14 protein-coding genes and 1 riboswitch are annotated in these 19,054 nt (G+C 57.9%); of the genes, 10 read left to right on the plus strand and 4 right to left on the minus strand.

Annotated elements, in window-relative coordinates:
- Positions 1 to 615 precede the first annotated feature (615 nt).
- The 6 genes from AAFG13_RS36540 (at position 616) to AAFG13_RS36565 (ending at position 6,756) form a co-directional block, all read left to right on the plus strand.
- Complete coding sequence (locus AAFG13_RS36540) at positions 616 to 1,269, plus strand: amino acid ABC transporter permease (RefSeq protein ID WP_342709883.1); 654 nt, start codon at positions 616 to 618, stop codon at positions 1,267 to 1,269.
- Entirely contained in the window at positions 1,266 to 1,928 is a 663-nt protein-coding gene (locus AAFG13_RS36545; RefSeq protein WP_342709884.1) for an amino acid ABC transporter permease, read from the plus strand. Before AAFG13_RS36540 ends, AAFG13_RS36545 begins: the two co-directional genes overlap by 4 nt.
- 75 nt (positions 1,929 to 2,003) lie before the next feature.
- On the plus strand, positions 2,004 to 2,747 hold the full coding sequence (locus AAFG13_RS36550; protein ID WP_342709885.1) for an amino acid ABC transporter ATP-binding protein: 744 nt from the start codon (positions 2,004 to 2,006) through the stop codon (positions 2,745 to 2,747).
- Between the two features lie 873 nt (positions 2,748 to 3,620).
- Positions 3,621 to 4,511 (plus strand): ectoine/hydroxyectoine ABC transporter substrate-binding protein EhuB, encoded by an 891-nt coding sequence (gene ehuB, locus AAFG13_RS36555; RefSeq protein ID WP_342709886.1) that lies wholly within the window; start codon positions 3,621 to 3,623, stop codon positions 4,509 to 4,511.
- Positions 4,512 to 4,527: 16 nt separating this feature from the next.
- Positions 4,528 to 5,784 (plus strand): Xaa-Pro peptidase family protein, encoded by a 1,257-nt coding sequence (locus AAFG13_RS36560; RefSeq protein ID WP_342713475.1) that lies wholly within the window; start codon positions 4,528 to 4,530, stop codon positions 5,782 to 5,784.
- Between the two features lie 255 nt (positions 5,785 to 6,039).
- Complete coding sequence (locus AAFG13_RS36565; protein ID WP_342709887.1) at positions 6,040 to 6,756, plus strand: hypothetical protein; 717 nt, start codon at positions 6,040 to 6,042, stop codon at positions 6,754 to 6,756.
- Between the two features lie 634 nt (positions 6,757 to 7,390).
- On the opposite strand, the gene AAFG13_RS36570 is transcribed toward AAFG13_RS36565, so the two are convergent.
- The gene (locus tag AAFG13_RS36570) at positions 7,391 to 8,167 is read right to left on the minus strand and encodes an amino acid ABC transporter ATP-binding protein (protein ID WP_342709888.1); all 777 of its coding nucleotides are present in this window, start codon (positions 8,165 to 8,167) and stop codon (positions 7,391 to 7,393) included.
- A 12-nt stretch (positions 8,168 to 8,179) separates the two neighbouring features.
- Positions 8,180 to 9,421 carry a pyridoxal-phosphate dependent enzyme gene (locus AAFG13_RS36575; RefSeq protein WP_342709889.1) on the minus strand — a complete coding sequence of 414 codons (1,242 nt, stop codon included), beginning with the start codon at positions 9,419 to 9,421 and terminating at the stop codon, positions 8,180 to 8,182.
- Between the two features lie 389 nt (positions 9,422 to 9,810).
- Positions 9,811 to 9,910, plus strand: a riboswitch (glycine riboswitch).
- 133 nt (positions 9,911 to 10,043) lie between these two features.
- Here AAFG13_RS36575 and AAFG13_RS36580 point away from each other — a divergent pair.
- A complete protein-coding gene (locus AAFG13_RS36580) occupies positions 10,044 to 11,300 on the plus strand; it encodes a D-amino acid dehydrogenase (RefSeq protein WP_342709890.1) in 1,257 nt (418 codons plus the stop codon).
- Between the two features lie 174 nt (positions 11,301 to 11,474).
- On the opposite strand, the gene AAFG13_RS36585 is transcribed toward AAFG13_RS36580, so the two are convergent.
- Positions 11,475 to 12,911, minus strand: coding sequence for a short-chain fatty acyl-CoA regulator family protein (locus tag AAFG13_RS36585; protein WP_342709891.1), 1,437 nt, complete (start codon positions 12,909 to 12,911; stop codon positions 11,475 to 11,477).
- Between the two features lie 115 nt (positions 12,912 to 13,026).
- Here AAFG13_RS36585 and AAFG13_RS36590 point away from each other — a divergent pair, with 115 nt between their 5' ends.
- Genes AAFG13_RS36590 through prpB form a run of 3 tightly spaced genes read left to right on the plus strand, consistent with a single transcriptional unit; the run spans position 13,027 to position 16,692 of the window.
- Positions 13,027 to 14,589: an MmgE/PrpD family protein gene (locus AAFG13_RS36590; RefSeq protein WP_342709892.1), complete on the plus strand. Its 1,563-nt coding sequence runs from the start codon at positions 13,027 to 13,029 to the stop codon at positions 14,587 to 14,589.
- A complete protein-coding gene (gene prpC, locus AAFG13_RS36595; RefSeq protein WP_342709893.1) occupies positions 14,586 to 15,770 on the plus strand; it encodes a 2-methylcitrate synthase in 1,185 nt (394 codons plus the stop codon). Before AAFG13_RS36590 ends, prpC begins: the two co-directional genes overlap by 4 nt.
- A gap of 10 nt (positions 15,771 to 15,780) precedes the next feature.
- Positions 15,781 to 16,692, plus strand: a complete 912-nt coding sequence (gene prpB, locus AAFG13_RS36600) for a methylisocitrate lyase (protein WP_342709894.1) — start codon at positions 15,781 to 15,783, stop codon at positions 16,690 to 16,692.
- A gap of 955 nt (positions 16,693 to 17,647) precedes the next feature.
- Here the strand turns inward: prpB and AAFG13_RS36605 are convergent.
- Positions 17,648 to 18,376 carry a GntR family transcriptional regulator gene (locus tag AAFG13_RS36605; protein WP_342709895.1) on the minus strand — a complete coding sequence of 243 codons (729 nt, stop codon included), beginning with the start codon at positions 18,374 to 18,376 and terminating at the stop codon, positions 17,648 to 17,650.
- Between the last annotated feature and the right edge of the window lie 678 nt (positions 18,377 to 19,054).

The following is a 19,054-nucleotide window of genomic DNA, read 5'->3' on the forward strand; positions in this document are numbered from 1 at the left end:
CTTATGCGCACAGTAGCATTGAACGTCGAGACTTTGAAAGCTGGGCGCGCGGCCGGCCAGCGCCTCCTGCTTTGCCATCTTGCAGCGCTGACGGAGCGAGCAAGCCGGCGCTTTGAGCCTGCTGTCAAACCGGGATAGCGGGCCATCCCAACGAAAGTCGGGGTGGGGCGTGGCTCGCCTGGCATGTCTGAACTTGACGGTCACGCCAACTTGATATACTGGGTATATCTTAAGCGAAGTGCTAGGGAGGCAATGCGGTCGACGAAGGTGGAGCTTTGCGCCGCCGCGCACTAACATGTTCGAGGTGAGAGGCAGGCCGACGTCGGCTGCGATGGGTTCGTTCTGGAGGCCTGAGCCCAGGTCCGGGGCGCACCTCCCTTGGTGGCCAGTTCCGCGCGCCAATGCCGCTTTGGCGGATAGATTGCAGCTTAGCCGTTCGCCTTGCGACCGAAGGCGTCGAAATATGCAATTTGCCGCGTCGAACAGGAAGAAACCATCAATGAAGCGACGCGCTGAGCCAACACGGTGTTTGCAATTTCCAGGTGCAATCCTTCCGCCCCGCGGCTCAGGATTCCGAGCGCAGATCATTCACCGTCGGTTAAGTCGGTAAGGCCAATGAGCTTTCTTCATATCCTGTCAGAGATATCTTCCGGCTTCGGTATCACTGCGATCGTGACCTTGCTCGGCCTGCTGTATGCGATACCGTTTGCGCTCGTCGCCGGCGTGTTACAACACTTCTCGACGGGCATCTCTCGCTGGATCGTTACTGCCATTATAGAGTTCTGGCGCAGTTCGTCGGCGATTGTGCTGCTGTATGCCTTTTACTATTCACTCCCAGCCTTTGGAATCTATCTGTCCGGCATCGCAGTCGCCTCCTTGGTGCTTGGGTTGAATATCGGCGGCTATGGCAGCCAGTCGGTTCGCGCAGCGCTTCAGGCTCTCGACAAGGGGCAATGCGAAGCAGGACTGGCGCTGGGCCTCAGTCGCTCGGCAGTCCTAGGTCTGATTGAATTGCCACAGGCAATTACGGTGATGATGCCGACGTTCATCAACTTGGCTATCCAGCTGATCAAAGGTACCTCGCTCGTTTCGCTGCTCACGCTGACCGATATGACGTTCCGAGCAAAGGAAATCTCTCAGTTGAGCTATAATCCGGTGCCGATATACTCGGCTCTCCTCCTTGCGTATCTGATCGTCTGCTATCCGGTGACAGTCCTCGGGCGGCGTTTGGAAAAGTCGCTTGGCAAAGGACGTGCGGGGGGCTCATGAACTTCGATTTTGGCTTCGCGCTGAAAATTCTGCCACGCATTCTGGAGGGGCTGGGCAACACGCTCGTCGTTTCGGTACTTAGTTTTGTTTGCGCTGCAATGCTGGGTTTTTTATGGGAGATGCTTCGACGCTCTCACCCATTCGTGCGTCCGATCGTCCAGTTTGTTATCGATGCCATTCGATCCACACCCGTGCTGGCTCAACTTTACTTCGCATTTTACGTCCTTCCGTACTACGGCATCACGTTGCCGTCGATGTTCGTCGGCGTGTTCGGTCTCGGATTCTACTACTCCGGCTATATGTCGGAAGTGTTCAAAGCCGGAATAGACGCCGTGCCGCGAGGGCAAGGTGAGGCTGCCGAAAGCCTTGGTCTTAGTTGGCTCGATACCTTGGTATTCGTGATCGCGCCGCAGATGCTGCGCAACGTTGCCGCGCCCCTCGGCGCCTATTCCGTCTCGGTGCTCAAGGCAACGCCATACCTGGCCGTAATCGCCGTCCCTGAGCTGCTTAGCAGCGCGTTTGACGTGGCGTCGGACACATACCGCTATGCCGAACCGATGTTCGTCGTCGGAATCCTTTTCCTTGGCTTGGCATCGGTTGCGGTCGCTCTTGTCGGGCGACTGGAGCGGCGGCTCGGGGTCGTTGCTCCACCCCACTAAGCCTGTGACGAGTATCCAGAGGACCAAATGGCGCCTGACATAGCACGGTTGGACAGTACTGCTGATCAGCCTGGAATGGCAGTCCAGTCTCCAGCAGTTGTGACCGAGGGCGTCTGCAAGTGGTATGGCAATTTCCAGGCCCTAAGTGACGTCAGCCTTTCCGTTGCCGCGGGCGAGCGGATTGTGGTGTGCGGTCCATCAGGGTCGGGAAAATCCACGTTCATCCGATGTATCAATCAGCTTGAAAAACATCAGAAGGGCAGAATTGTCGTCAACGGCGTGGAGCTCGTGCCGGGCATGAGGGGGTTGGCCGAAGTGCGTCGCGAAATCGGGATGGTCTTCCAGCAGTTCAACCTTTTTCCGCATCTGACCGTGCTCGACAACTGCACCTTGGCTCTGATCCGCGTGCGGAGGATGTCGCGCGACGAAGCCGAGGCAGTCGCAATGGAAAACCTTCGGCGCGTATGCATACCACAGCACGCGAAGAAGTACCCGGCTCAACTATCAGGCGGACAGAAGCAGCGCGTCGCGATCGCACGAGCGCTTTGCATGAAGCCGAAAGTCATGCTGTTCGACGAGCCGACGTCAGCTCTCGATCCTGAGATGACCAAGGAGGTTCTCGACGTGATGACAGCGCTTGCCAATGAAGGCATGACGATGATCTGCGTCACACATGAGATGGGCTTCGCGCGCGAGGTTGCCGACCAGGTCGTCTTCATGGATGGAGGTAGAATTCTCGAGCAGGCTGCTCCGGCAAGGTTTTTTGCCAACCCGGCGCATGATCGGACGCGTAAGTTTCTCTGTGAACTATTGCGATAGTTCACGCTAGGAAGCATCTGGGCGCTATCGGAGTAGGAGAGAAGGCGGGTCGTCCGGGAGAGGTCTACCGGTTGGACCACAAGCACGCGCGCCCGGCAAGCAGCATCGCCGTCAGCGTGATCACACCGTCTCGGTAAGAATAATTCACCGGCCGTCGCTCACAGAGAATCACAAATGCAGGATCTGTCCGATCTGCCGATCGTGTGATCGATTTCAAAACCTTGCGATCAGGCCGCCTCCTGCGGCAGCCACGTGTATTGGGGCATCCGCCAATCAATTCCCTCCGGCGAGGCTTAGGGCGTTACAACAAGTGCGGCTACCAAAATAGGATGACGATGATGAGGTAGCCAGCGCTCCGAAGAACTGGAAATCGTGAGTCCTCCCGCTTTGTAGCCGAGCTAATCCGTCGCAGTCAGGTTGGCCGTATTCTGTTGACGGAACGCGTGGCGCCCGCCAGCTGCTCGGCCTTAACCGGGTCTCAGATGCCGCAGGCGTGAATGCTGCCGGTAGGAAGGCTGCTGTCGCTCGCCTCGTACACCGTGACCGGCAGCAGGGGACAGTCGCCGCCGTGGGGGCCGCAGGAAAGCAAAGCGTCGTCTTCATCACGTGTTGATCGCTCACGATCGGCGGTTACGCGCGGTCGTCGTACACGATGAACTCTCGATCGTGCGGCACAGTCGGTATGTGGCGCGGTCAGCATGTATGCCAAGGTCAGCGCCAACCGCCATTTCGCATTGACACTCAGATACGGCCTAGCCATACTAGGTATACATGCTCTTACAGCTTGCCGGAAATCCGAACGCTTGGGGAGCTTCGTTGCTCTCGAAACAAGAAGTGCCTTAGCGACAGCTACTGGAACGGAGGGCGTTACCAATGCAGAGGCTCATCGGACTGTTTCTGACCGCTTTCAGAAGAGGGGTATGCGCGGCTGTCGCGTTGTCTTGGGCTTTCGCGGCATCAGGAGCCTCCGCGGAGAGTTTGAAAGATCAGGTAGCCACCGAAGGGCGTATCACCATCGGCATCCATAATGTCTGGCCATGGGGCATCGTTAACGATCACGGAAGTGCCTCCGGCATACACCCCGACGTCCTCAAAGCAGTCACCGAACAGCTCGGCGTCAAAAAGGTCGAGTTCGTCGTGATGGATTTCGGCGCACTTATTCCGAGCCTGCAAGCGAGAAGAATCGATGCCGTGGCTTCAGGCATGAACATTACGCCGCCACGATGCCAGCAGGTGACATTCTCCGACCCCTTCATGATTTCTGGGGATGCTGTACTCGTAAGGAAAGGGAATCCACTCAATATACACAGCTATCAAGACATTGCGCAAAACTCGAGGATAAGAGTGGGGGACATGCGAGGTGCGTCGACTACTCCCAATGCACTCGCTGCGGGCGTATCCAAAGATCAGATTCAGCTGTTCCCAGACGCTTCAGCGGAAGTGGCGGCGCTACTTTCTGGCCGCCTGGACGCGCTCCTCTTCGCCACCGGATCCGCTCTTGGCATTTTGCGCGACCCCAACGTTAAAGGTATTGAACGCGCAATGCCCTTCCAAGGGCTGGTGCAAAACGGCAAAGAGCAGGTCGCCTACGCTGGCATCGCTTTTCGAAAGGAGGATTCGGATTTCGTGGCTCTATTCAATAAAGCGCTGGCACAGAAAAAGGCCGACGGTACCGTTGCAGGAATTCTCGCCCAATACGGTTTCTCAAGCCTGAAGGATAATGTCCCGAATGGGATCACCGCAATGACGGTATGTGGCGATTGATACGCTTGTCAGCGACATGGAAAAGGCTTCTCGCATGAAGAACGTATTCAAAGATGACCGCAAGCGGGCGTATCTAAATCCAGAAGGGGCGGACCGTGCGCTTGTAAGTCCCATCTCGGATGACGTGCTAGACCGCGCGAGACGCTATCGCATCGCAAGAACGCGGCAACACATGCAAGAGGATAACCTCGGAGCGGTTCTCCTCTACGATCCGGTCAATCTACGGTATGTGTTTGACTCGTCGAACATGGCCATCTGGTGTATGCATAATCCGACGCGCTATGGACTCGTTATTGCCGGCGGTCCGGCAATTCTATTCGACAGAGAGAAGCACCTTTTCAAAGGTCTCCCCGGTATCGACGAGGTGAGGCTCAATCAATCCTGGACGTATTTCGTCTCGGCGGAGCATCAAGCCGAACACGTCGAGGCTTGGGCAGATCAGATCGTCTCATTGCTTTCAGACCATAAGTCCAACATGCGCGTTGGCGTGGATCATCTTGATCCTCGTGGCACCTGGGCGCTTCAGAAACGTGGCGTTACGATTTCCGACGCGCAACGCACGATCGAGAGAGCTAGGTCGATCAAATCGAGCGACGAACTCACGCTAATGCGCTGGACGATTCGCGTCTGCGAGGCAGGGATGGCTCGCATGTATGAGGAGTCTATTCCGGGCAAAACGGAGCGAGAAATCTGGGCGCAGTTACATTTCGAGAACGCGCGATCGGGTGGAGAATGGCTAGAAACAAAACTTCTGAGCTCGGGGGCAAAAACTAACCCTTGGTGGACAGAATGCTCGGACCGTGTTGTCTCGGAGGGGGAAATGATCGCCTTCGATACAGACATGATCGGTCCATACGGCTACATAGCGGATTTATCGCGTTCCTGGACTTGCGGACATACGCGCATGAATCCTACACAGCGCCGCATATACTGCGCTGCTGTCGAGCAAATTGAACACAACATGGCCCTCATTCGGCCCGGCGTGGAGTTTAGGGAATTCAATGAGAAATCGTGGCACGTTCCCGAACGCTATCTGCCATACCGCTATTCAGTGGCGCTCCACGGATCGGGAATGGCGGATGAATGGCCGCTGGTACCGCTTCACGCTGACTGGGGGATTGGCCGGGAGGGCATGTTTGAAGAGAACATGGTCGTCAATGTGGAAAGTCTAATTGCGGAAGAAGGGTCTGAAAGCGTAAAGTTAGAGACGCAAGTAGTTGTGACAAAACACGGCGCAGAGCGGCTCGACTCATTCCCGTGGGAAATTATCTAGGCGCGGACCTTTAAAAGGGGCGTCTTTCAAACACGATTGAGGTTTTCTATTCCGACGGACTCCGGAGAGGCCGCGCTCTGCAAACGTTACCCCAGTTCGAGGACTTCACGCTGTCGATCAAGTCAGCTGATGTAGCCACCCGTAAGGATACCAGACTCCAGCATGTCCCAACAGCCAGCGCCGTCGGAAAGCAGGATTTGGAGCGATGTTCCGTACGATCTCGATCGAGGCTTTGGGTCGAGAGCGCACATCGGAATGGTTGTCATTTCAAATGACCAGTCGCTCTCGCACGAAGCGCGGGCGATGCTGAACATTCCAGGAGTGGCGCTATACGAAAGCCGCGTGCCAGCGTCGCGCGAGCGCAACCAGGCCGTGACTCTCGATGGAATGAAGAAGCAGGCTGAGAGCATCGACGAGTCACTTCGCCAGATCAACACAATGCGTTCGTCCGACGTCGTCGCGCTGGGATGCACTTCTGCTGCAATGGCGATTGGGCCCACGGAGCTGGAGCTTCGTATTCATAAGGTGCATCCGGGGGCATGTGTAACGAACCCTTTTACGGCCATCCTCTCGGCTCTTCGGGCACTTCGCTCGGTGCGCGTGGGCTATGTGTCGCCATATCCCCGCGAATTGGCTGAGCAGATGATCGGCGAGATCGAAGCCGCGGGCTTCCGCGTGCCAAAAGCCAGTACGTTTCACAATGCGGATGGCTTTATTGCCGATGACGCGCCCTTCATTTCCCCAGCCAGCATTTCCAATGCGGTTCGAAAAATCGCTGATGAAGCCGAGGTTGACACAATTGTGGTAGCCTGCACGCAGATGCGCGCTGCAGCCATTATCGATGAGCTCGAGCGTGTCACGGGAAAATCAATCATCTCGTCTAATCAGGCTCTGTGTTGGCATGCCCTGCGATTGGCGAAATGCCAAGATATTATACCCGGGTGGGGCCGCCTGCTTGAAACCGTGGCGTGATCGCACCGGATTTCGCAAGGGGCTGTCGGCCGGTGTCCGCACCGCAAAGAGCCGGGACAGAGCGCCGGGGGAAGAAGAAGCATTCGCGCGGGAGACCCAGGTGCTCTCCCGTTGCCCTGTTCACCGCATCAGGCATAAGCTTCCAAACAACTAGGTCGTGGGAGGAGCGCTTCTGGCCATCTGAACGTTTTGCCGAACTCTGGAACGCAAAAAGGCCTGTCGTTCGGTATAGAACGTGCAAAATTCCTTAGCCAACAACGTTCAAAGAACGGCTTGCGAGAGGAAAAAGCTGGCGACGCGGTTGAAAGTCCGCGCCGGAGGTTGCTGCTTTCCTGGATCATCTTCGATGGAATCCAAAAGGGCCGACACCGAGAAAACTGATCACGCGGCATCGTTTCTTGCGGAGATCTTCGAGGGAAGGCGGCCGCAAGTTTTCTCTGAGGAGCGGTCTACCGTTGAGATCGTGTTCGCCAGTTTGACGCACGAAGCGCGCGCCGGCAGCGGCGGACAAGTCCCCCAAGATTGCTTCGGCCTCTACCGCGTCGTGTGCGCCGATATGATCCGCCAAGATCGCGACGTGTTTAGCGGACACGAATACATCACTTGCACACGCCGCGCGGCCGAACCGATGTGCTCAGTGCAGGAGTTGGCCCAGGAAAAGCTTCGTGCGCTCCTGCTGGGGATTCCTGAAGAACTCGTCCGGGGCGTTCACTTCAACGATTTGACCGCCATCCATGAAGATCACACGATCGGCGACCTGGCGGGCGAAGCCCATCTCGTGGGTCACGCAGAGCATGGTCATTCCTTCGTTGGCAAGGCCGACCATGGTGTCGAGCACTTCCTTTACCATTTCGGGGTCGAGCGCAGAGGTCGGCTCGTCGAACAGCATGATCTTCGGGTTCATGCAGAGGGCGCGTGCGATGGCGACCCGCTGCTGTTGTCCGCCGGAGAGCTGGCCCGGATACTTGTGGGCTTGCTCCGGAATCTTCACGGTGCGCAAGTAGTTCATCGCGATCTCTTCCGCATCCTTCCTGGGAATCCGTTTCGCCCAGACCGGCGCGAGCGTGCAATTTTGCAGGATCGTAAGGTGTGGAAACAGATTGAAGTGTTGAAATACCATGCCGACCTCGCGGCGGATCTCATGGATCTTCTTGAGGTCGCCGGTAAGCTCCGTGCCGTTGACGATAATCTGCCCCTTCTGATGCACCTCGAGCCTGTTGATGCAACGGATCATAGTGGACTTGCCCGAGCCAGATGGCCCACAGATGACGATTTTCTCGCCTCGGCGAACGTCCAGGTTGATGTCGCGCAGCACGTGAAATTCGCCGTACCACTTGTTGACACCACTCAAATTGACAGCAGCCTGCGTCACAGGGGGCTCGCGAATATCATCTTTTGTCTGCGTCAGCATCGGCGGAGCCCGCTATTGTGCATTTGGACCAGGATCATAGGAGTAGACGTCCTTCAAATAGGAGCGGGCCTCATCCATCGTCGAGCAAACCCGCTGAACGGTCTGCCAGTCAATAGGGTCCTTCGTTCCGCTTGATGTGCCAATGACCACCACATCTTTGTTCCTGAAGCTCAGGGAGATGAAGTCGACAGCAGCCAGCGCGGCCGAGCTGGAAAGCTCCTGCCAAAGACCCATGCGGGCGTACTTGGCTTGGGCGTTCAATGCTTCCTCATCAGTGACCCGCAATGCTGCGCCCTTGGACTTCGAAATTGCCCAGACACCCCGGTAGCTGCTCACGGTGCAGGCAATCGAAGCCAACCTGCTGTCCGCAGCGGGGACGGCCGCCATCGGCAGCCCGTTTTCCAGCGCAGTTGCCAGCGGAGCCAGTCCCGCAGGCTCGGCCGAGAATGCTTGGGGCAAATCACCCGCAAGGCCGAGCTCGACCAGCTCTTGAAACCCCTTCACGATCCCGAACAGCAACTCGGCGTAACCTGTCGGAACGACTACGGCTGCCGGCGCTCGCCCGAGCTGATCAAACAGCTCATATGCGATCGTCTTGTACCCTTCGGGCCCGAAAGAATGACCGGTATGGTAGCGTGTCGAATTGCTGGTTGGATGAAAGCCAAGCTCGGATACAAACTTGCCGAGTATCTCGAATTTGCAGTCTGCCCTGACCGGAACTGCATATGCCCCGTAAGCATTCAACGCAGCGAAATAGCTCTTACTGAATCGCTCCGGGACGAGTATGATGCAGGAGAGACCTGCCTTGGCTGCATAAGCCGCGGTTGAGATGCCATGGTTGCCAGTCGATGCAGCAACGATGCCGCGCGCGCCACAAATTTTGGCGGCGCTCACCACACACAGGTTCAGCCTGTCCTTATGACTGAAGGTCGGATTTCTACTCTCGTCCTTAAGGTAAACGTTGGCCTGACCGGCCTGGCCCGGAATTTCGATCAGAGGCGTTCCTCCCTCGCCAAGACTTAGCTCGTCGAGAACGGGAGGCAGCAAACTACGCCAGCGAAGCATTCCTCGGCCGGGCTCCGCCGAAAGGAAGCTTCGGTCTAGGCGAAAGTATTCAAACCCGATCTCCAGCGGATACTGATAGGAGGCGTCTGCGCTCTCGACGCCCCGCACCTTGGGCGGGAATAGCGGAAACGTGCTCCGATCGGGTCCCATTGAGACCTGAGCATTAGCGAGAGATTTTTCCAGGGCCATTGCCTCAACGTCGCTCCCGTTCACTGGTCGCCCGAAACGAGCGATGTTTCTGTTGTAGACATACTAGGTATACCTTAGTGAGCAGCGAACGACAAGCTGACATGTTGCGCTGGTTGTGAGCACGCAGTGAGCGCGGGCACCGGTCTGGTGCTCGGGGGGCGCCTGGGAATGCCTCTTGCGCGAACAGCCGGAAGGCTGATTGTCTTCTCTTCAGCTCGCCACATACACGCAGTTTTGCCGGATCTATTCCAGCGCCGCGTGCCCGCTGGCATAACTCCGCCTTCCGCAAGAACGCCAACGGAGGGGTCAACGCCGATGGTGTAGTACCAGCGCACAGCGAACGGATCTTTGCAAACATATTGACATACCGGGTATACTTTAATAGTTTGAGGTCCAACGCGGGAGAGATCGCGGCCGGCTTCTGGCCGACGCGACGCCGACGGAGCAACGGCCCCGGAAACTCTCAGGCAAAAGAACCGCTAAAACTTCGACTCTGAAAAGCAGGGCAACAGTCCTGCGCCGATGGTGAAAGTCGCCGTACGGATAAACGGCTGCGATGAAGCTCTCAGGCCAATGACAGAGGGGGTGCCAGATGACCCGCGCATCGCGGGCAGGAGCACCTATGACCGATTCTCACTGTGGCCGTATTGCCGTCATCGGCGCGGGGGTCACCGGAGTAACCACAGCCTATAATTTGCTCAAGCGGGGGTGCAAGGTAACGATCTTCGACCGGCAGCCTTATGCGGCGATGGAAACGTCCTTCGCCAATGGTGGCCAGCTTTCAGCCTCGAACGCCGAGGTTTGGAATAGTTGGGCGACAGTGCTCAAGGGTATCAAGTGGATGTTCACGCCCGGCGCGCCGCTTCTGGTCAACCCAAAGCCGTCGTGGCACAAGCTCTCCTGGATGACCCAGTTCGTCGCCTCGATCCCAAAATACGAAGAGAATACTGTTACAACGGTGCGATTAGCGATCGAGTCGCGCGACCACCTGAGGCGGATGGCCCGAGACGAGGACATCGACTTCGATTGCGAGAACCGTGGCATCTTGCACCTCTATCACAGCAAGGCGGAATTCGAAGCCGCTGCACGGGTTTCGGCGTTACTCGCCAAGGGAGGGCTCGAGCGGCATGCAGTGACACCTGAAGAGATCCGTTCGATAGAGCCGGCTCTGCGGGGGACATTCTATGGCGGTTTCTACACCGCTTCCGATTTCACGGGCGACATCCACAAGTTTACAACTGGTCTGGCCCGTGCCTGTGCTCGCCTCGGCGCGACCTTGAACTTCTCCACCGATGTGCTGTCGGTCGTGTTGGACGAAGGCAAGGGCGTGCGAGTGAATTGGAGATCGACCGAAAGCCAGGACCCTGATACCCAGGTGACGCGGTTCGACAGCATCGTTGTTTGCGGCGGGGTCGGCTCTCGCCGTATCGCCGCCAATCTTGGTGATCGGGTAAATGTCTATCCCGTGAAGGGATATTCAATCACCGTGCACCTTCCCGAGGGCTCGGATCAGCGGGCTGCGCCGTGGACAAGTCTGCTGGATGACCGCGCAAAGATCGTGACCAGCCGCCTTGGCTCCGCGCGCTTCCGCGTCGCCGGCACCGCGGAGTTCAACGGCATCAACAAGGATATAAGGGCGGCGCGCATTGAGCCATTGATTGAATGGTGCCGCACGCACTTCCCTGGCATGAGCACCCGAAACGTTGTGCCTTGGGCAGGCCTGCGGCCGATGATGCCGGACATGCTCCCGCACGTCATGAGAGGCCGCGATCCGCGCGTGTTTTACAACACCGGCCATGGACATCTTGGCTGGACGCTTTCGGCCGTGACAGCTGTTGCTGTTGCTGCTCTGGTCACAGCGCGGGGCAACGCCGGTTAGGGCTGCCGGCATTGCTGACGCGGCCCCGCTGCAAGGCGCAGTCGGTCGCCAAGGAGACCCTGATGAGCCGCAATGGTCCCGAATGGTCGGGAGGCCGCTGCAATCTCAATGCCAAGCCTCGGCGCGCCAGCTCATCTCTAGTGCTGGCTCGCCAATGGGGTCGCCAGCCGAGGTTTAACGTTGACGCATCCTCGTCTCGATCCGATACGGCACCACCCCCCGCTCGGCCGTGCCGACGTCCAGAGGCCGGCCAATCGGTGGCAGAGCGCGATGGCGGCAATCGGTGCGCTCGCACGCGCGGCAGCCCGGCCCGATCGGATCGGCAGCCTCGATGTCTTCCAGGTCGAGCCCTTTCGAGTAGACGACCTGGTTGGCATACGCGATCTCACAACCCAATCCGACCGCGACCGCGCGCGGGCGGCTTAGATAAGAGCCGCCGGACAGGCTCACCGTGCGTGCGAGGCACAGGTAGGTTGTCGCATCGGCCGTGGCAGCGAGTTGAACCAGAATGCGGCCGGGTTGAGAGAATGACTGATGCACGTTCCACAATGGGCAGGGGCCACCGAAGCGGGCGAATTGAAAGCGAGTTGCGCTGCTTCGCTTCAACACATTGCCTGCGATATCGATTTTCAGGAAGTAGAACGGGATTCCCGGTGAAGTTCTGCGCTGCAATGTGCTCAGTCGATGACACACCTGCTCGAAACTGGTTCCGAAACGTCTTTGCAGCCGCTCAATGTCGTATCGCGCCTCGCGCGCGTTGCTGAGAAAGGTCTCGTACGGCATCACCAGTGCGCCAGCAAAGTAGTTGGCGAGGGCGACGCGAGCAAGTGCGGCTGCCTCTTCGTTGCTCAGGCCGGCCTGTCGAACCTGGCGATCGATCGTATCTCGCTGCTCCAGCAATCCGATTACGTGTGCGACCCAGAACAAGCGACTTTCTGATGGTGCGTCCTTGGACAGAAACAGCGTTCGTGCATTGCGATCCAGCCTCCAGATCATTCCGCTGTCGAGTGCTTCCGGTGCGTGCTCGATCCTGATCCGGTAGGCATCACGCAGATACTTGAGAAGATCGTCCCCGTGGTTCTCCGGTCGGAAATGCTTCGCAGCGGCCAGTCTTTCCGCGGCACGATCCAGCACATCGAAGTGATTCCGCTTCGACTGCACCCAGTCGCGGACTTCGTCGTAGGGAAACCGGCTCGCGGCGCCGCCTCCCTCCTGTGCAATACTCGTCTGAAGTGCACGGTGTTCCTCCTCCAAGGCGAGATACGATCGGTAGAGATGGAGAAACCGACGGGCGACCTCGGGGGCAACGCGAACGGCCGCGCTCGATTCGTCGGCGGAAACCGCTGTTCCGAACAACGGATCGCTTGCGCTTTCGCGCAGCTCGCCCGCCATGCGCAGATCCTCGTCATCCGCGAAGTAGCCCGTTTCGAGATTGAACAACTGGGTCAGCGCCAGCAGCAGTCGTCGCGTAATCGGCCTTTGGTCCGCTTCGATCTGGCTGAGATAACCCGGTGAGATGCTGATTGCCTGGGCCAAGGCCGCTTGCGTCATGCCACGCTGCTCCCGCAGGCGCCGCAGCCGGTCCCCCGCGAAGATCTTGAGCTGCTTCATGGGTTTGCAGAATTTACAAAATGAGCGCGATGATCAGCTAGAACGTGCATGTTTGCCACTCCTCGACAGAAGCGCCGTTTGCTAAATTTGCATAAATTCAGCCGAGGTGCAAAGTATGAAGCAGCACGACGTTCATGTTCACCCTTCGCGCGCCAGCCTGCCGAGGACCGGTCAACTGGCCTGGAAGATCGCCGAAGTGGCAGCCGATCACGTTGCGGTGGAGCGCGCGGTCGTGGAAATGATCGGAAACCGGATTATCGACAATGCTGCGGTCGCGGCTGCATCGTTAAAGCGACGGCCAGTCGTGAGCGCGCGAGCGCAAGCTGTGGCGCATCGCTACGCGCCCGGTGCGACATTGTATGGGTTCTCCCCCGAGCATCGCGTTTCACCGGAATGGGCTGCCTGGGCTAATGGTGTGGCGGTTCGGGAACTCGACTTCCATGACACGTTCCTGGCCGCAGACTATTCTCATCCGGGCGACAACATTCCGCCGATTCTTGCAGTTGCGCAGCACTGCGGTCGCTCCGGCGCCGATCTCATTCGAGGCATCGCTGCCGCTTACGAGATCCACGTGGATCTCGTGAAGGGTATCTGTCTCCACGAACACAAAATCGATCACATTGCCCATCTCGGACCATCCGCGGCAGCCGGCATTGGCGCATTGCTCAACCTTTCACCTGAGACGATCTATCAAGCTGTCCAGCAGGCGCTTCATGTCACGACGACGACGAGGCAGTCCCGCAAGGGGGAGATATCGAGCTGGAAGGCGTACGCGCCGGCCTTCGCTGGCAAAATGGCGGTGGAGGCGGTGGACCGGGCGCTGCGTGGAGAAGGCGCGCCGTCCCCTGCATGGGAGGGGGAGGATGGTTTCATCGCTTGGCTGCTTGGCGGTCCACAGGCGAATTATCGCGTTCCTTTGCCGGAGCGCGGCGAGCCAAAACGAGCAATTCTCGACACCTATACGAAGGAGCACTCGGCCGAATATCAGAGCCAGGCGCTCATAGACCTCGCGCGTCGAATGGCACCGGCGATCGGCGACTTGGATCGTGTGCGAGAAATTGTCATTCACACCAGTCATCACACGCACTACGTGATCGGGACGGGGGCCAACGATCCACAGAAGACGGACCCGCATGCAAGCCGCGAGACACTTGATCATTCGATCATGTACATCTTCGCAGTCGCCCTCGAAGACCGCGCCTGGCATCACGAGAAATCATATGCGTCCGAACGGGCGGGCCGTCCAGAGACCGTCGCTCTTTGGCACAAGATCAAGACGGTCGAAGATCCCGAATGGACCCGCCGCTACCACAGCCATGACCCGCGGGAGAAGGCGTTCGGTGGGCGGGTGGTCGTCACCTTGGACAACGGTCGGGTGATCGAGGACGAACTCGCCGTGGCTGATGCTCATCCGCTCGGCGCCCGCCCCTTCGGCCGCTCCGACTACATTGGCAAATTCCGTACGCTCGCCGACGGCATCGTAAGTCCAACCGAGCAGACACGCTTCCTCGAGGCCGTCGACCGTGTGGAACAGCTCAGGGCCGGTGAACTCGAGTCCCTCAACTTCGTGGTTGATGCGAGCTTCCTGGGTAAATCGGAGGCCGCCGGCGTGTTTGATTGGAAAAGTGGTGGTCGCCAGGGCGCAGTAGGGATGCCCGTCTCAAGGAGATCGATATGACAGAGCTTACCTCAACACCCGAGCCGCGCGCGCCCAAGAAATCTGTGACGCTGTCGGGCATCATCGCAGGGAATACCGCGTTGTGCACCGTCGGGCGCAAAGGAGACGATCTGCATTATCGCGGCTACAGTATCGTCGATATTGCCGAAAACTGCGAGTTTGAGGAGATCGCCTATCTCCTTGTCCATGGTGTGCTCCCCTCGGTCCAAGAGCTCGCTGCCTATAAGGCCAGATTGAAATCCTTGCGCGGGCTTCCAATGGCGGTCCGATTGACACTCGAAGCGCTGCCTGCCTCGGCTCATCCAATGGATGTGATGCGATGCGGTGTCTCGGCGCTTGGCTGCGTCCTGCCCGAAGCTGCCGATCACGGAGTGGCTGCCGCATGCGATGTCGCCGATCGGCTTCTGGCTTCGCTGGGTTCAATGTTACTGTATTGGTATCATTACGCACACAACGGTCGTCGCATCGAAGTGCAGACCGATGACGATACGATCGGAGGGCATTTCCTGCGTCTGCTTCACGGCGTTCCGGCGCGGGGCAGTCACATCCGTGCAATGCACACATCCCTCATCCTTTACGCCGAGCATGAGTTCAACGCGTCCACATTTACCGCGCGTTCCATCGCGGGCACCGGCGCGGACATGCACTCCGCTATTGCAGGTGCGATCGGCGCGCTGCGCGGTCCCAAGCATGGCGGGGCCAACGAGGTTTCGTTCGACATTCAGAAGCGATATGGCGATCCCGACGAGGCAGAGCGTGACATTCGGCGTCGGGTGGAAGCCAAGGAGGTTATCATCGGCTTCGGACATCCGGTTTATACGATTGCCGATCCTCGCAACGAAGTCATCAAGCGGGTTGCGCGCCAGCTCAGCGAACAGGCGGGCTCAAGCCGAATGTTCGATATTGCCGAAAGGATCGAGGGCGTATTGGCCCAACGCAAGAGAATGTTCGCCAATCTTGATTGGTACAGCGCGGTTTCCTACCACCTGCTTGGCGTGCCGACCGCAATGTTCACTCCGATTTTTGTCATCGCACGCACGTCAGGCTGGGCCGCTCATGTCATCGAGCAGCGCGCAGACAACAAGATCATAAGGCCCTCTGCCAACTATATTGGACCGGAAAATCGCGCCTTCGTACCGATCCAGCAGAGGGATAGGTCCTCTGCGCCATGCGCGGCGTGAGGAGAGTGTCATGCCCTATTTGATCGCTGCTGATGTACCGCAGTCCTCCGCCGGGCAGCGCTTCCGTTCGCTGGTGCAGAGCGGCGGGATAGTCCAGCTTCCAGGAACGCACAATGGAATGGCGGCCCTTCAGGCAAAAGCGGCAGGTTTCAAGGGCCTGTACCTTTCGGGGGCGGCGATGAGCGCGTCCATGGGGCTGCCGGACCTCGGCATTATCACCGTGGATGACGTCGCATTCTTCATTCGCCAAATTGCGCGCGCGAGCGGGCTGCCCGTCGTCGTGGATGGGGACACCGGCTATGGAGAGGTGCTGAATGTCATGCACATGGTGCGCTGCTTTGAAGATGCAGGTGCAGGCGCGGTGCACATCGAGGACCAGATCCTTCCCAAGAAGTGCGGTCATTTGAATGACAAGAGACTCGCAAACGCTCGTGATATGGCAGCAAAGGTCGCCGCCGCCGCACGCGCACGACGCGATCTTTATTTGATCGCGCGCACGGACGCCGCCGCGAGCGAGGGCCTGGATGGAGCTGTCGCGCGAGCCAAGTTATATGTCGAAGCCGGCGCCGATGCGATCTTCCCAGAGGCGCTAACCAGCGGCGAGATGTTCAGGGAATTCGCACGGCGCATGGGAGAGGTGCCGCTACTCGCGAATATGACCGAGTTCGGGCGAACGCCGTTCTTCACCGCCTCCGAGTTTCAGGACATGGGCTATCGCATGGTGATATGGCCGGTTTCGTCATTGCGTATTGCGAACAAGGCTCAGGCTAATTTGTTTGCCGCCCTGAAAAGAGACGGCGGCGCTCACAACCTCGTCTCAGAGATGCAGACACGCGCCGAACTGTATGAGCTGATCGGGTTGAAGGAGTACGAGTCGCTGGATGCATCAATCGTGCAAACCATTGTTCCGGAAGCAAGTTGATCATCTTGCATGGCTGGAGGGCAATGTCGACGCCGTCCCATCAAATGCGCACGCAATGAAGAAGAGCGCCTGTGCGTGCGATCCGCCAGAAGCCGCGTGCAGATTTGGTTGTCGTCGAGCATATTGTTGGCGCCATAAGACGCCGCAAAGCTAAACAGTGGAGCCTTAAGGCGCCATGCTTCCGCGTAGCGAACTCAGGACCGCGCCACCGGCCGCGGTCCGCGAAGCCATAAAGCGTCTGGAAAACAAACCTCCGGACCGCGCGCCTGCGTCGGAACCTGAGCCATGCTGACCTTGCGGCTAGGCTGGGTGTTGACTGTCGTGTGATGCCGATGCCGAGCGCGGGAAGCTGAGCACAAGCGCCGGCGTGTATGTCGGCCTGCTGTGGGCGATGAACCCTACTTTCGTCGCTTGCCGACGTTGCCAACCCGAAGAACGGTGAGGAGGGGCACTGGCAAGTGAAGTGCCTCCGAAGCTACGCTTGAACGTTCAGAGTCAAAAAGCGAGACTGCAGCCCTTAAATGCCCCGCGTGACCAGTCGCTACAGTCGCCGCGACAGCATTGGACTGAACAGACTGCGGGAAGTCGTAATTCAAAAAAAGAGCCGCCGGCATTGAAAGCCAGCGGCTCAAGGTCAGGGAGAACGCCGCTGATCGCCGGCTAGCAAGCTCAGCATAAAGCGGCCTCCGCCAGTATAACCAATCGTAAGGAACAGATCTTTGGCGATGCTATCCGCCCTGGAGGGAAACCTGGTTTTTCATCCACATCGTGTCGTCGGTACGTCAGTTTTGTACATAACGAACAAGCACAGTTGCCAGCCGAGCCTACAGTTGATCTTCTTCGCTCGCTTGCTACAACCAACGTATTGTTGCGCCAATGAAGCGTCAGAGCTCCGCAAGCTCATCCAAGTTCGACTTGTGAAATTGGCGCGTAGGCGAGACGTTGCATGCACCATTCACTCCGTCTTGGGACGGGTTCCCGACGGGATGTTTATGGAGCAGGCAAGTCGGTCGAATGGAGATTGCACCACACCGAAAACGGTGATGCTAGGTTTGGCTGTCTCGACTTTGTAGAAGCGGCGTAACATCGGATACCCGTTTGGAACCGAAAACAATTCCGCAGCTTGTCCGGCAGCGGGGGCCGCATCGACGAGATGAGACGTATTGACAATATCAATCCCGTGTCGCCGTAGCGCATCAGCTATCAGCCGTTCACCGAACTCATCTACAATGTCGCCTGAGACATCCGATGAAAGATAAGTCGCATCGTACATGACGGTCACTTCATCGGCGAAGAATATCATTTTCCTGACGCAGAGCATTGCCTTCGCCGGCGGATTGAAGATCTCCATCGTCGGCTCGGATATTTTTTCCCTTGTAATCGATAGCAGACGGATGCTGGCTTCACCCCAAGTCGATATCCCAGCGTCCAGCGCTAGAACGAATCTTCTTTTCCGCTTAACAAACGTGCCCTTGCCTGCGACCGCCACCAACTCTCCCGAGACACGCAAATCCCGCAATGCTCGCTTGATGGTAATCGGGCTGACGCCGAATTCCTCGCAAAGCGCGGCTGTTGATGGAATCGATTCTCCCGGCGGATAGGTGCCGATCGTAATGCGCTTGAGGAGTTCCTCACGGACGCGCTCGTGCAAGACTGATGAAGTCCCCAGTTGCAGATTGTTCAAAGCTCTTCTCTTCTGTTCGAACCAGAACTGAACCCCAGTCGACACCAGTTGCACGTTAATAGCGCACAAACTGCCCATTTTGCAGCCTGTTTGACTATACAGTATACCTGGTATATGTCCAAAGCATTGGTGTCCTGGATCCTTTCACCGCTCGCCGAGTGCAATCCGGATCAAACTTGGAATTTATGATCTGCACGCGCGAGCTGCGCTGTCGCGTCAGCTTGGTTCACGGCCTGGCCTTTGCTTCCCAAACCGGCAGATCAAAGGGTGATTCTGATGCGACGGTGACCTGCATACCGGCAAACCGCGCCTTGCCACACTTCAATCGGAAACTTGCGAACCATAGCTCAGCAGCAATTGCGCGTTTCGCACGCGACGCGAGCGCATTTGTTGAAACGCGCGGTCCCCCTCGGAAGCTTTTGATTGTTCGCGGGGGTGCTTTGCTCAGCTCCAAGCTAGGCGTTACCGGCGATTTGGTGATGACGTTAGAGATCGTGACGCGCTCGTTGACGCGGACTCGCTGGAGCCGTGCTGTTGTGAGGCGATCGTGGATCTAGGCAGCCCAGCTGGATAGATTTGTCCGAAGCGTACAAGATTCACCGAAAAGGATTGTGACCTGGCAGCGAGACTACAAGAGCCACAGAATGTTAGGGGCCTGTATAACGAACGAGTCTTGCA

Origin of the sequence: Bradyrhizobium sp. B124 (assembly GCF_038967635.1) — a bacterium.
GTDB lineage: Bacteria > Pseudomonadota > Alphaproteobacteria > Rhizobiales > Xanthobacteraceae > Bradyrhizobium.

What these genes read in the sequence shown, in the direction of transcription:
- AAFG13_RS36540 (WP_342709883.1), top strand. Translation starts at nt 616, where the DNA reads ATGAGCTTTCTTCATATCCTGTCAGAGATATCTTCCGGCTTCGGTATC.
- AAFG13_RS36545 (WP_342709884.1), top strand. Translation starts at nt 1,266, where the DNA reads ATGAACTTCGATTTTGGCTTCGCGCTGAAAATTCTGCCACGCATTCTG.
- AAFG13_RS36550 (WP_342709885.1), top strand. Translation starts at nt 2,004, where the DNA reads ATGGCAGTCCAGTCTCCAGCAGTTGTGACCGAGGGCGTCTGCAAGTGG.
- ehuB (WP_342709886.1), top strand. Translation starts at nt 3,621, where the DNA reads ATGCAGAGGCTCATCGGACTGTTTCTGACCGCTTTCAGAAGAGGGGTA.
- AAFG13_RS36560 (WP_342713475.1), top strand. Translation starts at nt 4,528, where the DNA reads ATGGAAAAGGCTTCTCGCATGAAGAACGTATTCAAAGATGACCGCAAG.
- AAFG13_RS36565 (WP_342709887.1), top strand. Translation starts at nt 6,040, where the DNA reads ATGGTTGTCATTTCAAATGACCAGTCGCTCTCGCACGAAGCGCGGGCG.
- AAFG13_RS36570 (WP_342709888.1), bottom strand. Translation starts at nt 8,167, where the DNA reads ATGCTGACGCAGACAAAAGATGATATTCGCGAGCCCCCTGTGACGCAG.
- AAFG13_RS36575 (WP_342709889.1), bottom strand. Translation starts at nt 9,421, where the DNA reads ATGGCCCTGGAAAAATCTCTCGCTAATGCTCAGGTCTCAATGGGACCC.
- AAFG13_RS36580 (WP_342709890.1), top strand. Translation starts at nt 10,044, where the DNA reads ATGACCGATTCTCACTGTGGCCGTATTGCCGTCATCGGCGCGGGGGTC.
- AAFG13_RS36585 (WP_342709891.1), bottom strand. Translation starts at nt 12,911, where the DNA reads ATGAAGCAGCTCAAGATCTTCGCGGGGGACCGGCTGCGGCGCCTGCGG.
- AAFG13_RS36590 (WP_342709892.1), top strand. Translation starts at nt 13,027, where the DNA reads ATGAAGCAGCACGACGTTCATGTTCACCCTTCGCGCGCCAGCCTGCCG.
- prpC (WP_342709893.1), top strand. Translation starts at nt 14,586, where the DNA reads ATGACAGAGCTTACCTCAACACCCGAGCCGCGCGCGCCCAAGAAATCT.
- prpB (WP_342709894.1), top strand. Translation starts at nt 15,781, where the DNA reads ATGCCCTATTTGATCGCTGCTGATGTACCGCAGTCCTCCGCCGGGCAG.